Origin of the sequence: Pseudomonas sp. QC2 (genome assembly GCF_002859085.1) — a bacterium.
In the GTDB taxonomy this organism is placed as follows: Bacteria; Pseudomonadota; Gammaproteobacteria; order Pseudomonadales; family Pseudomonadaceae; genus Aquipseudomonas; species Aquipseudomonas petroselini.
On the sequence record NZ_PKKS01000011.1, the window covers coordinates 1 to 12,539 of the forward strand.

Genomic DNA, 12,539 nt, shown 5'->3' on the forward strand with positions numbered 1-12,539 from the left:
TCGTTGGTTCATGGGGGACTCTTGGTTCCAGGGCATGATCAGTTACCTCCTGATCATGCGTATTAACCTGTAAACCATGTCCCCGGTTAGAAATGTAAACGATGTCCCCGGTTTGTACCGGGGCAAGCCCCCTCCCACATTTTGATTTGTGAACACGCTCAAGTGTGGGAGGGGGCTTGCCCCCGATGAGGACAGCAGCCATAAGCGGATTTCCGCTCATCACCTGAAAATCATCAGCAACTTTCCGCTCAATAAAATCTTGTAACCCTTCTATTCCGGGCCTTCACCCACCTGGCACAGCTCCTGCTATAGCTCCAGCCAGGCAGTGCTCAAGCACGCTCCATAAAAACAACTAGATGAAGGATCCTTCAATGGATAACTCCAACTCCCTGCCTCTGGGGTCGGCGGCTGCGCCGGCGAAAGAGCGCACCACGTCCAGCCGGATCAAATCGATTTTCAGCGGATCGGTCGGCAACATGGTCGAGTGGTACGACTGGTACGTCTACGCCGCTTTCTCGCTGTACTTCGCCAAAGCCTTCTTCCCGAAAGGCGACACCACCGCCCAACTGCTCAACACCGCCGCGATCTTCGCCGTGGGCTTCCTGATGCGCCCGATCGGTGGCTGGCTGATGGGCCTGTATGCCGACAAAGTCGGACGTAAAAAGGCCTTGATGGCCTCGGTCTACCTGATGTGCTTCGGCTCGTTGCTGATTGCCCTGAGCCCTGGCTATGAAATCATCGGTATCGGTGCGCCGATCCTGCTGGTATTTGCCCGTTTGCTGCAGGGCCTGTCGGTCGGCGGCGAATACGGCACCTCCGCCACTTACCTCAGTGAGATGGCGACCAAGGAACGTCGCGGTTTCTACTCCAGCTTCCAGTACGTGACCCTGATTTCCGGCCAGCTCATCGCCCTGGCGGTACTGATCGTGCTGCAACAAGTGCTGACCACCGAGCAACTGTATGCCTGGGGCTGGCGTATCCCGTTCGCCATTGGCGCCCTGTGTGCGGTGGTCGCGCTGTACCTGCGGCGCGGCATGGAAGAAACCGAGTCGTTCACCAAAAAGGAAAAAGCCAAGGAAAGCGCCATGCGCACCTTGATGCGCCACCCCAAGGAACTGCTGACCGTGGTCGGCCTGACCATGGGCGGTACGCTGGCGTTCTACACCTACACCACCTACATGCAGAAATACCTGGTGAACACCGTCGGCATGAGCATTTCCGACTCCACCACCATCTCGGCGGCGACGCTGTTCCTGTTCATGTGCCTGCAACCGATCGTCGGTGGGCTGTCGGACAAGGTAGGCCGTCGGCCGATCCTGATCGCCTTCGGTATCCTCGGCACGCTGTTCACCGTGCCGATCCTCACCACCCTGCACACCATCCAGTCCTGGTGGGGCGCGTTCTTCCTGATCATGGCTGCGCTGATCATCGTCAGCGGCTACACCTCGATCAACGCCGTGGTGAAAGCCGAACTGTTCCCGACCGAAATCCGCGCCCTGGGCGTGGGCCTGCCATATGCGCTGACGGTGTCGATCTTCGGCGGTACCGCTGAATACATCGCGCTGTGGTTCAAGAGCATCGGCATGGAGACCGGCTACTACTGGTATGTGACCGCATGCATCGCGGTGTCGCTGGTGGTCTACGTGACCATGAAGGACACCCGCAAGCACTCGCGCATCACCACCGACTAAAGAACCAATGCAGTAAAACAAGTGGGAGCGGGCTTGCTCGCTCCCACATTGGTTATGATGCGTGCCCCAGAACCGAGTATGGAACAGGCCATGTCCGACGATATCCACTTCTACGAACCCGCCAACGGCCATGGTCTGCCCCATGACCCGTTTAATGCCATCGTCGGGCCACGGCCGATCGGCTGGATTTCGTCACACGACAGTGAAGGCCGCCTGAACCTGGCGCCCTACAGCTTCTTCAATGCGTTCAACTACATTCCGCCGATCATCGGGTTTTCCAGTGTCGGGCGCAAAGACAGCCTGAACAACATCGAACAAACCGGCGAGTTTGTGTGGAACCTGGCGACCCGCCCGCTGGCCGAGCAGATGAACCAGAGTTGCGCCGCCGTTTCCCCCGAGGTCAACGAGTTCGAGTTGTCCGGCCTGACGCCGGTGGCTTCCAAGATCGTTGGCGTGCCACGGGTGGGCGAGAGCCCGGTGTCGTTCGAGTGCAAGGTGACGCAGATCATCCAGTTGCAACGTGCGGACAAAGCGTTGGTGCCGAGTTGGCTGGTGCTGGGCGAGGTGGTCGCGGTGCACATCGCCAAGTGGCTGCTCAAGGATGGGGTCTACGACACCGCCGCCGCCGAGCCGATTTTGCGCGGTGGTGGCCCGGCGGATTACTTCCAGTTGGGGCCGGAGGCGCTGTTCAAGATGTACCGGCCAGGCGCCACCAAACCCTGACTGAATACAATAAAAAGTGGGAGGGGGCTTGCCCCCTCCCACATTAGATTGTCGGCGTTGCTCAGTTGGCGGCGCTCGCCCAGGTCAGTTGACCCTCTTCATCCACACCGATCAGCCGTTCAAGCTGCACGGTGGCTGCATCGTCGGCGTCGGAAGCGGTCTTGAACGTCTGTCCATCAAGGATCTTGTGAAACTTCGGTGCGCCCATGCCATCCAGTGCCTTGACGGCGACGGCGGCGCTGTAGCCACCTTCACCCGGTACTACGGCGGATACGGCTTCGTGGTGGGCAAATTGTTTACGTGCCATGTTGCAGGTCCTGGCCAATGGAAAGTCGGCCATTCTAAACCTGATCAGCCGGCGAGTTGCAGGTACTCGCCGTAGGCATTCGCGGCGGATGCATCGGTGAAGGTCTGGAAGTCCATGCTGCGCACGACCATGTCGTTCAACAGCTCGGTAAAGATCATCAGGGCCGGAGAGTCGAAGTAGGCGCTCATCGCCTGCTCGCTGCTCCAGAAACCGGAGATCAACCAGACATCAGGGTCGACCTGGGAATGCTGCAACGAGAATTGCAGGCAACCCTGAGCCTGGCGGCCCGGTTCGATCAAACTGCTCAAGCGTGCACCGAGTTCGGTGCTGCACCCGGTGCGGGCGCGGATAAAGGCCATATGGCTCGCGGGAATGGGGGTGGACATGTTCGACTCTCCCGTTGAGAAGTGATGCTCGGCAAGCACTGTGAGGGTGTGTTGCCACAGGATCAAAGATAACGGCGCGGGTGAGCACGCGGTTAGTCGATTCCTGCCGGCTTATTGCACAATCCTGCGAGAAGCGTAGAGAGGACGTTCGGCCCAGGGCTTTATTCCACGGGCAAACGCCGTGTTTCAGGGAGATGACAGGCCCGCTGCTTGCCTGATTCACGATAGGGCGCAGGATCAGGCAAGGATTGTGCAGAATCGACGTAACACTGTTTGAACCGTCGCCGCTAAGCTTGCCCCCATCACCGCAGCCTGTAGAGGACGCCCCATGCCGTCGCCCGAATCCAAATCCATCCCCCTCGATGCCGAGATGGAAAAACAGCGCGCCGAGCTGGCCAGTATCGTGCACCGGCATACCTGGGAAGAAGGCTCCTACGGCACGGCCATCACGACGCTGTACCTGAACCGCCACAACACGCCGCGCGACTTCATGCCGGTGCTGGTCGAGCCGGCCCTGTGCATTCTGGCCAGCGGCAGCAAGGAAGTGCGCCTGGCTGACGAAATCTTCGCCTACGACCCGCTCAACTATTTAGTCTTTTCGGTGGCCATGCCGGTGGCCGGGCGGATCATTGATGCCACCCCGCAAGACCCGAACCTGTCGGTACGCATCAACATCGACCCGGCCCAGCTCACCGCCTTGATTGCCGAAGCCGGCCCGATGGGCGTGCCGACGCGTCCAACCTCCCGTGGCATGTACGTGGACCGTATCGACACCCAATTGCTCGACGCCGTGCTGCGCCTGGCGCGCCTGCTCGATACGCCCAAAGACATCGCCATGCTCGCGCCATTGATCAACCGGGAAATTCTCTATCGCCTGTTGCGGGGCCCGCAGGGTTATCGGCTGTATGAAATTGCCGTGGCCAACAGTCAGAGCCATCGCGTCAGCCAGGCGATCAAGTGGTTGAATGGCAACTACGAACAACCGCTGCGCATCGATGACTTGGCCAAGGAAGTGAACCTGAGCGTCTCGACCTTGCACCACCGCTTCAAGGCAATCACCGCCATGAGTCCGCTGCAATATCAGAAGCAACTGCGCTTGCAGGAGGCCCGGCGATTGATGATTGCCGAAGGGTTGGAAGCGTCGGCGGCGGGGTATCGCGTGGGGTATGAAAGCCCGTCGCAGTTCAGCCGGGAATACAGCCGGCTTTTTGGTGCGCCGCCATTGCGTGACCTGGCGCGGTTGCGCCAGAGCATCTGAACCAATGAAGATCAAAATGTGGGAGGGGGCTTGCCCCCGATTGCGGTGGGTCAGCTACAGACTAAGCTGACTGACATACTGTCATCGGGGGCAAGCCCCCTCCCACACGTTGACCGCTTGTGTTCAGTCTAAGCCGCGCGGTAGTTGCAGGGTCACCCGCAACCCACCCTCGCGCAGATTCTGCAAACTCACTTCGCCGCCATGGCTATGCGCAATGTTGCGCGCTATCCCCAAGCCCAAGCCGTAACCCTGCTGCTGCCCGGCCAGGCGGAAGTGCGGTTCGAACACCTGCTCCAACCGCTGCTCCGGCACGCCGGGGCCTTCGTCATCCACGTGCAGGATGAACTCCGCGCCATCGTCCTCGATGTGCAAATGCGCGTTCTGCCCGTACTTCAAGGCGTTGTCGATCAAGTTGCCGATGCAACGCTTGAGCGCCAGCGGCTTGCCCGGATAAGTGCTCAGGGCGCGGCCATGTTGAGTCACGCGGCCATTACCGTTAGGCGCCAGATACGGCTCCACCAGGCAGTCGAGCACGTGATTGAGGTCGACCGGCTCGATGTTTTCGTGGATATCGGTGTCTTTCACACATTGCAGCGCGCCCTTCACCAGCAACTCCAACTCATCCAGGTCGCGGCCAAACTTGGCTTGCAGGTTTTCGTCTTCAAGCAATTCAACGCGCAGGCGCAGGCGGGTGATCGGCGTGCGCAAGTCGTGGGAGATCGCACTGAACAATTGGCTGCGTTCGGTCAGGTAGCGGCTGATGCGCTCGCGCATGGCATTGAACGCACGCCCTACTTCCACCACTTCGCTGCCACCGCCTTCGGCCACCGGCTCAACATCGGCCCCCAGGGACATGTCCCGCGCCGCCCGCGCCAGGCGCTTGAGCGGCCGGCTCTGCCAGTGCACCAGCAACCCGATAAACAGCAGCAGGAAACCGCTGGTCAGCACGATAAACCACACTTGCTGGGACGGCAGGCCTTGTTCCTCAAGGCTGGTGTAGGGCTCGGGCAACAGCGAGGCGATGTACAGCCATTCGCCCTGGGCGAGTTGGATCTGGGTGACCAGCACCGGCGGGTTCACCGGTTCCAGGGTCAGGGCGTAGTGCGCCCAGGAGCGCGGCAGTTCATCGAGTTTCAGGCCGGCGTTGAAGATACGCAGGTCTTCGGCGCTGACGAACTCCACCGACATGTGCACATCGGCGCCGAGGGTTTGTTTCAACACCTCGTCCACCGCCTCGAGCACCGCCTGTTTACGCGGGGTCTGCGGCAGGATGGCCATGTCCAGCGGACGATCATTGAGGGTCACCACAAAACGCGTGCCGCCCATGCTGCGCAATTGGTCCAGCACCAACGGCCGATACGCCACCGGCAACGAACGGAAGTAACTCACGCTGGCGGTCATCGAATGCGCCAGGCTGCGGGCGCTGGTGACCAGCCCTTCGAGCTGGGTGGCACGCAACTGCGACACCCAGATCACACTGGACAGCGCCTGGGCAAACAACACGGCCAGCAGCGTCAGCAGCAGCATGCGCCCCAACAGCGAGCGCGGCACCGGGAAGCGCCGACGGCGCTCGGTCAATGGTTCAGTGGGCATTGCCGGCAACCACGCTGGCTGCCAGTTGATACCCACTGCCGCGCACCGTACGGATCAGCCTCGGCGGTTTTTCGGTATCGCGCAGGCGTTGGCGCAGGCGGCTGACGGCCATGTCGACGATACGGTCCAGCGGCATCAGGTCGCGGCCACGGGTGGCGTTGCCGATGGTGTCGCGGTCGAGGATCTGTTGCGGGTGGTCGAGAAATAATTTGAGCAAGGCAAAGTCGGCGCCGGAGAGGATCACCTCTTCGCCATCCACGTGGAACAGGCGGTGGCTGATCATATCCAGGCGCCACTCATCAAACACCAGCACATCGCCGCCACTGCTGCGCTCCTGGCCGAACTGGCAACGGCGCAACAGGGCCTTGATCCGCGCCTGCAGCTCGCGGGGGCTGAAAGGCTTGCCGATGTAGTCATCGGCACCCAGCTCCAGGCCGATCACGCGGTCAGCCTCGTCGGAGCTGGCGGTGAGCATGATGATCGGCACCTGCGCCTGGCGCGGGTGCTGGCGGATCCAGCGGCAGAGGCTGAAACCGTCTTCGTCTGGCAACATCACATCAAGGATGACCAGGTCGCAGGGCGCCTCGTTCATCGCCTGGCGGAACCCCGCGCCATCCGGCACGCCACGCACCTGGAAGCCGGCGCGACTGAGGTAGGTCTGCAGCAATTCGCGGATTTCCTGGTCGTCGTCGACGAGGAGAATCGATTTACTGATTACGCTCACGGGGTCCTCCTTGTTGTTATGGGGTGTACTTGATGGCCTCATCGAGGGCAAGCCCCCTCCCACACTTTGAATGTATTCACACATCAAACTGTGGGACGGGGCTTGCCCCCGACAGGGCCATCACTGCCTATGCAAAAGCCTGTTCGAGCGCCACACCCGCCCCGGTCAACCCGGAATACGGCGCCGTCACCAACCACACCGGAATGCCCTTGAAGTAGTCGCTCATGCAGCCTTTGTCACTGAAGCTCTTGGCAAAGCCACTGCGGATAAAGAAGTCGGCAAACCTCGGTATCACCCCGCCCACGATATACACACCACCGCGTCCACCGGTGGTCAGCACATTATTGCCTGCGACGCGGCCCAGCCAGATGCTGAACTGGTCCAATACTTCCATCGCCACCGGGTCACCGGCCAGGCCTGCGGCCGTGATGGCCTCGGGCGTTTCCAGGACCGGTGTGTGGCCATCAACCGCACAAATCGCACGGTACAGACGCGGCAACCCGCCACCGCTCAACGCGGTTTCCGCACTGACGTGACCGATCTCGCTGTAGATGTGCTGCCACAACTGGGTTTCCCGTGGGCTGCTCAGCGGCAAATCGACATGCCCGCCCTCCCCCGGCAACGCCGCAAAGCGGCCAGCGCCGAGGTCCAGCAACGTACCGACACCCAGGCCGGTGCCCGGGCCGATCACCACCGCCGGGCGCAACGGCTCCGGCGTGCCTGCGCAGACCACGCGGAATTCGTCGGGCTTGAGACGGGTCATGCCCAGGGCCATGGCCGAGAAGTCATTGACCAGCAGCAGCTCATCCACTTGCAGGGTTTTGCAGAAGGCAGTCTTGCTCAGGCGCCAGTGATTGTTGGTGAATTTAAATTCATCCCCGCTCACTGGCCCGGCGACTGACAGGCACACCGCGCCGATGTCCCCGATTTCCAGGCCTTCCTCGTTGAGGTAGACCTTGATCGCCTCTTCAGGACTCGTGTGATCCGCCGTGGCATGCACACGGATCGAATGCAGTTCCTGATCCCGCCACAACGCAAAACGGGCATTGGTGCCCCCGATGTCACCGACCAGCGCTAACTTCACTTAAGCGTCTCCAAGGCAGAGGTAAAGGCGCTGGCACCCTGCTCTGCGGAGCTTGCGGCCATGCGCATAAATGCAAACAGCTCGCGACCGGCCCCCACGTTATTGCCCAACAGGCCCGTGGCAGGCGCGCGCGCTGCAAACTCTTCGGCGTCCACCTTAAGCTCCAAGGTGCCCTTCACGCCATCCACGCGAATGATATCGCCATCGCGCACCCGCGCCAGTGGCCCGCCGCTCTGGGCTTCGGGGTTGACGTGAATCGCGGCGGGGATCTTACCCGACGCGCCGGACATCCGCCCGTCTGTTACCAGCGCGACCTTGAAGCCGCGGTCCTGCAGCACGCCAAGGAACGGCGTCATCTTGTGCAATTCGGGCATGCCGTTGGACCGTGGGCCCTGGAAGCGCATGACCGCGACAAAGTCTTTTTCCAGTTGCCCGGCCTTGAAGGCGTCGGCCAGGTCCTGCTGGTCCTGGAACACCACGGCAGGGGCTTCGACGATCTGGTGCTCCGGCGCCACGGCCGAGACTTTCATCACGCCACGGCCAAGGTTGCCTTCCATCACACGCAAGCCGCCTTCGGGGGAGAACGCACGGGCCACGGGGCGCAGGATGGTTTCGTCGAGGCTTTCGATGGGGCCGTCGCGCCAGATCAGCTCGCCGTCGACCAGGAACGGTTCCTGGGTGTAACGGCTCAGGCCCTTGCCGGCCACGGTGTTGACGTCCTCATGGAGCAGGCCGGCTTCGAGCAATTCGCGGATCAGGAACGACATGCCGCCCGCCGCCTGGAAGTGGTTGATGTCGGCCTTGCCGTTTGGATACACGTGGGACAGGGTCGGCACCACCTCGGAGAGGTCGGCCATGTCATCCCAGGTGAGGATGATGCCCGCCGACATCGCGATGGCCGGCATGTGCAGGGTGTGGTTGGTGGACCCGCCGGTGGCATTGAGCGCGATGATCGAGTTGACGATGGATTTCTCGTCGACGATCTCGCCGATCGGCGTGAAGTTGCCGTTGGCCTTGGTCAGGCGCGTGACCTGGTGTGCGGCTTCGCGGGTCAGCGCATCACGCAGCGGTGTGTACGGGTTGACGAACGAGGCGCCCGGCAAGTGCAGGCCCATCACTTCCATCAACAGCTGGTTGGTGTTGGCAGTGCCGTAGAAGGTGCAGGTGCCGGGGCTGTGGTAGGACTTCATCTCCGATTCCAGCAGCTCTTCGCGGGTGGCCTTGCCTTCGGCGTAGCGCTGGCGCACGTCGGCCTTCTGTTTGTTGGAAATACCCGACGGCATTGGCCCGCCCGGTACGAAGATCATCGGCAGGTGGCCGTAGCGCAGCGCGCCCATCATCAGGCCGGGGACGATCTTGTCGCAGATGCCCAGCATCAGCGCGGCGTCGAACATGTTGTGGGACAGCGCTACCGCCGTGGACATGGCAATCACTTCGCGGCTGAGCAGGCTCAGCTCCATGCCGGGCTCGCCCTGGGTCACGCCGTCGCACATCGCCGGGGTGCCGCCGGCGAACTGGCCGACCGAGCCGACTTCGCGCAGGGCTTTCTTGATCTGTTCCGGGAAATGTTCGTACGGCTGGTGCGCCGAGAGCATGTCGTTATATGAAGAAACAATTGCCACGTTGGCGGCATTCATCATGCGCAGGCTGTTTTTGTCTTCGGTGCCGCAACCGGCCACGCCATGGGCGAAGTTGGCGCATTGCAGCTTGCCGCGCATCGGACCGTCGCTGGCTGCGCCGCGAATGAGCGCAAGGTAAGCCTCGCGGGTGGCGCGGCTGCGGGCGATAAGCCGTTCGGTGACCTCAAGGACGCGGGGATGCATGTGTAGAACTCCAGGCTAACGGATGTGGCGACCTGAGTGTCTATGCTGATCAAACGCCCGCAGCGCATGGGATGGCAGGGAGTCGTTTGGATCATCGGACCAGTTGATTCAGGTCACTCGTTGTAGATTGAACAAAATATTGCCACTAAAAAGGCTTGTTTTCTATTTTTATGCGAATAATCTTGTAATTCTTACAACAAATCGACGACAGGCACTTTCCAATGACTCTTCGTATCGCAATCAATGGTTTTGGCCGTATCGGCCGTAATGTCCTGCGCGCACTGTATACCCAAGGCTACCGCCAGGATTTGCAGATCGTCGCCATCAATGATCTGGGCGACAGTTCGATCAATGCTCATCTCCTCAAATACGACACCGTACATGGCACTTTCGAAGCAGAGGTCGCCCACGATCAGGAAAGCCTGACCGTCAATGGTGACCGGATTGCCGTGAGTGCCATCCGCAACCCGGCCGACCTGCCGTGGGCCGCGCACAAGATCGACGTGGTGTTTGAATGCACCGGCCTGTTCACCGACCGTGACAAGGCTGCCGCCCATATTACCGCCGGCGCACGCAAGGTGATCATCTCGGCACCGGCCAAGGGCGCGGACGCCACGGTGGTCTACGGCGTCAACCATGACATTTTGCGTCAATCGCACCAGATCATCTCCAACGCCTCGTGCACCACCAACTGCCTGGCGCCGGTCGCCCAGGTGCTGCACCGCGAGTTGGGCATCGAAAGCGGCTTGATGACCACGATTCACGCCTACACCAACGACCAGAACCTCACCGATGTCTACCACACCGACCCGTACCGCGCGCGTTCGGCCACCCAGAACATGATCCCGAGCAAGACCGGCGCCGCCGAAGCGGTCGGCCTGGTGCTGCCGGAACTGGCGGGCAAGCTGACCGGCATGGCCGTGCGGGTACCGGTGATCAACGTGTCGCTGGTGGACCTCACTGTGCAGTTGAAGAAAGAAGCCACTGCCGAAGAAGTCAACGCGCTGCTGAAAGAAGCCAGCCAACACTCGAAGATCCTCGGCTACAACACCCTGCCGCTGGTTTCCAGTGACTTCAACCATAACCCGCTGTCGTCGATCTTCGATGCCAATCACACCAAAGTCAGCGGCAAATTGCTGAAAGTGCTGGCCTGGTATGACAACGAGTGGGGCTTCTCGAACCGTATGCTGGATAACTGCCTGGCGCTGTGCAACGCGGAATAATTTGAGTTGTGCAGGGCTTGTGTGGGAGGGGGCTCGCCCCCTCCCACATTTGATCGATACAGGCTCACAGCAATAGCCACTTGCCATTTTAGTTGATGATAAGCATTATCATTAACTGCAAACCGGTCTGGTATCACTGTGAGCCAATCTCGCTTCAACCACGTCTTTATCACCCAACGGGTGGTTCTGCTTCGCACCTTGCAGCGGATGGTGAATAACCACAGCACCGCCGAGGACCTGTTGCAGGAAACCTACCTGCGCGTCACCCGGGCCCTCAGTGAGCGGCCGATCGATCACCTTGAGCCCTTCGTCTATCAAACTGCGCGCAACCTCGCGCTGGATCATCTGCGCGCGCGTAGGATCCAGGCCCGTACGCTGCAGGAAGATGTTCCGATGGACGTCCTGCAAAGCGTCGCCGCGCCCATCAGCACCCCCGAAGACGCCACCCAGGCCGAGCAGATGCTTGAAGCCCTGAGTGTCAGCCTCGGCCAGTTGAGCGCCCGCCAACAGCAGATTTTCATCCTCAGCCGCCTGCACGGTTGCAGTTACCAGGAGATCGCCGATCAGTTGGAAGTGTCCTTGAGCACCGTGCAAAAGGAACTGAAATTGATCATGGCCATCTGTGTAGGTGTGGCCGAACGGCTGGATCGGCCTTAAGCTTCTCCCGACAGAAACGTCGACCCAAGCTGTAGGAAAGTTGAATAGAACGTGGCGAAGACCCGAGGAACACCGTGACGGACCCGAATAAACTGCGCCCCCATGAGCTGGCTCATGAGGTGTTGCAAGACACGGCTATGGACCAAGCCCTCGACTGGCTGATCGCCCTGCAGTGCCCGCTGCCCGGGCAGCGGGCTGAATTCGAAGCCTGGCTGGCCAGCGACCCCGCGCATGTCCACGCGTTCGGCAAGGCCCAAGCCGCCTGGGGTGGCGCGCCGGTCCACAGCGCTGCTGTCGCACTGGCCGCGCCGCGCAAACCCAGCGCCTGGCGCCGGGTCAAGCCGCATTGGAAACCGCTGGCGACTGCCGCCGTGTTGTTGATCGGCCTGTTCAGCTTCAGCAACCTGCCGGTACGCCTGCAAGCCGACCACCTCACCGTGGTGGGCGAACGCCAGCGCCTGCAATTGGACGATGGCTCCAAAGTGCTGCTCAACACCAACTCGGCGTTTTCCAGCAGCATCAAGGACCACCAGCGCATCGCCCGCCTGTACCAGGGCGAAGCGTTTTTCGACGTCGTGCCCAGCCATGGCCTGCCCCTGGAGATCGACGCCGGCCCCGTACGCGCCAGCGTGCGCGATACCGCCTTCGCCGTGCGCTACCTCAATGGCGAAGCGCAGGTGCAAGTGCAGCGCGGCGATGTGGACCTGAGCAATACCTTCGACGATGCCCGTGTGCGCCTGAGCGCCGGTGAAAGTATCCGCATCGGGCCCAAGGGCTTTGGCCAACCCGCCAAACTGGACGCCAACAAGGACTTGGCCTGGGTGCAAGGCCGGCTGATCTTCGAAAACTGCCCGATGAGCGAAGTGCTCGCCGAGCTGCGTCGCTATTACCCCGGCTGGATCGTCAACACCAACGACCAACTCGCCAGCGTCGCCGTCACCGGCAATTACCGCCTCGACCAGCCCCTGGACGTGGTGCGTTCGCTGGCGCACATCACCTCGGCCAAGCTGTCGGAATACCCGGCGCTGGTGATCTTGAACTAAATGAGAATTATTTTTACTCGATAGCTG

At 61.1% G+C, this 12,539-nt stretch carries 12 protein-coding genes; 6 read left to right on the forward strand and 6 right to left on the reverse strand.

Annotation, left to right across the window (positions count from 1 at the left end):
* The first annotated feature begins 371 nt into the window (after window positions 1–371).
* Together QCBJ_RS11110 and QCBJ_RS11115 are read left to right on the forward strand one after the other, a co-directional pair.
* On the forward strand, window positions 372–1,691 hold the full coding sequence (locus tag QCBJ_RS11110) for an MFS transporter (RefSeq protein WP_015885648.1): 1,320 nt from the start codon (window positions 372–374) through the stop codon (window positions 1,689–1,691).
* Between the two features lie 90 nt (window positions 1,692–1,781).
* Entirely contained in the window at window positions 1,782–2,414 is a 633-nt protein-coding gene (locus QCBJ_RS11115) for a flavin reductase family protein (RefSeq protein WP_015885650.1), read from the forward strand.
* Window positions 2,415–2,475: 61 nt separating this feature from the next.
* Here the strand turns inward: QCBJ_RS11115 and QCBJ_RS11120 are convergent, their stop codons facing one another.
* Together QCBJ_RS11120 and QCBJ_RS11125 are read right to left on the reverse strand one after the other, a co-directional pair.
* Window positions 2,476–2,721: a hypothetical protein gene (locus QCBJ_RS11120; RefSeq protein WP_046035272.1), complete on the reverse strand. Its 246-nt coding sequence runs from the start codon at window positions 2,719–2,721 to the stop codon at window positions 2,476–2,478.
* Between the two features lie 44 nt (window positions 2,722–2,765).
* The gene (locus QCBJ_RS11125) at window positions 2,766–3,107 is read right to left on the reverse strand and encodes an antibiotic biosynthesis monooxygenase family protein (protein WP_064054598.1); all 342 of its coding nucleotides are present in this window, start codon (window positions 3,105–3,107) and stop codon (window positions 2,766–2,768) included.
* Between the two features lie 328 nt (window positions 3,108–3,435).
* Here QCBJ_RS11125 and QCBJ_RS11130 point away from each other — a divergent pair, with 328 nt between their 5' ends.
* Entirely contained in the window at window positions 3,436–4,365 is a 930-nt protein-coding gene (locus tag QCBJ_RS11130) for an AraC family transcriptional regulator (protein WP_015885653.1), read from the forward strand.
* A 123-nt stretch (window positions 4,366–4,488) separates the two neighbouring features.
* Here the strand turns inward: QCBJ_RS11130 and QCBJ_RS11135 are convergent, their stop codons facing one another.
* The 4 genes from QCBJ_RS11135 to edd form a co-directional block, all read right to left on the reverse strand.
* Window positions 4,489–5,916: an ATP-binding protein gene (locus QCBJ_RS11135; protein WP_218189864.1), complete on the reverse strand. Its 1,428-nt coding sequence runs from the start codon at window positions 5,914–5,916 to the stop codon at window positions 4,489–4,491.
* A 31-nt stretch (window positions 5,917–5,947) separates the two neighbouring features.
* Complete coding sequence (locus QCBJ_RS11140; protein WP_015885655.1) at window positions 5,948–6,682, reverse strand: response regulator; 735 nt, start codon at window positions 6,680–6,682, stop codon at window positions 5,948–5,950.
* Between the two features lie 127 nt (window positions 6,683–6,809).
* Window positions 6,810–7,766 (reverse strand): glucokinase, encoded by a 957-nt coding sequence (locus tag QCBJ_RS11145; RefSeq protein WP_015885656.1) that lies wholly within the window; start codon window positions 7,764–7,766, stop codon window positions 6,810–6,812.
* Window positions 7,763–9,589, reverse strand: a complete 1,827-nt coding sequence (gene edd / locus QCBJ_RS11150) for a phosphogluconate dehydratase (protein WP_015885657.1) — start codon at window positions 9,587–9,589, stop codon at window positions 7,763–7,765. The genes QCBJ_RS11145 and edd overlap by 4 nt, the downstream gene beginning before the upstream one ends.
* Window positions 9,590–9,810: 221 nt before the next feature.
* Between edd and gap the strand changes: the two genes are divergently transcribed.
* From gap to QCBJ_RS11165, 3 genes are all read left to right on the forward strand, one after another.
* Window positions 9,811–10,812 carry a type I glyceraldehyde-3-phosphate dehydrogenase gene (gene gap / locus QCBJ_RS11155; RefSeq protein ID WP_015885658.1) on the forward strand — a complete coding sequence of 334 codons (1,002 nt, stop codon included), beginning with the start codon at window positions 9,811–9,813 and terminating at the stop codon, window positions 10,810–10,812.
* Between the two features lie 138 nt (window positions 10,813–10,950).
* The gene (locus QCBJ_RS11160) at window positions 10,951–11,469 is read left to right on the forward strand and encodes an RNA polymerase sigma factor (RefSeq protein WP_015885659.1); all 519 of its coding nucleotides are present in this window, start codon (window positions 10,951–10,953) and stop codon (window positions 11,467–11,469) included.
* Between the two features lie 74 nt (window positions 11,470–11,543).
* The gene (locus QCBJ_RS11165) at window positions 11,544–12,512 is read left to right on the forward strand and encodes a FecR domain-containing protein (RefSeq protein WP_102060834.1); all 969 of its coding nucleotides are present in this window, start codon (window positions 11,544–11,546) and stop codon (window positions 12,510–12,512) included.
* Window positions 12,513–12,539: the final 27 nt, after the last annotated feature.

Excerpts from the sequence above, each read along its gene's own strand:
- QCBJ_RS11110 (WP_015885648.1), top strand. The coding sequence starts at position 372 with ATGGATAACTCCAACTCCCTGCCTCTGGGGTCGGCGGCTGCGCCGGCG.
- QCBJ_RS11115 (WP_015885650.1), top strand. The coding sequence starts at position 1,782 with ATGTCCGACGATATCCACTTCTACGAACCCGCCAACGGCCATGGTCTG.
- QCBJ_RS11120 (WP_046035272.1), bottom strand. The coding sequence starts at position 2,721 with ATGGCACGTAAACAATTTGCCCACCACGAAGCCGTATCCGCCGTAGTA.
- QCBJ_RS11125 (WP_064054598.1), bottom strand. The coding sequence starts at position 3,107 with ATGTCCACCCCCATTCCCGCGAGCCATATGGCCTTTATCCGCGCCCGC.
- QCBJ_RS11130 (WP_015885653.1), top strand. The coding sequence starts at position 3,436 with ATGCCGTCGCCCGAATCCAAATCCATCCCCCTCGATGCCGAGATGGAA.
- edd (WP_015885657.1), bottom strand. The coding sequence starts at position 9,589 with ATGCATCCCCGCGTCCTTGAGGTCACCGAACGGCTTATCGCCCGCAGC.
- gap (WP_015885658.1), top strand. The coding sequence starts at position 9,811 with ATGACTCTTCGTATCGCAATCAATGGTTTTGGCCGTATCGGCCGTAAT.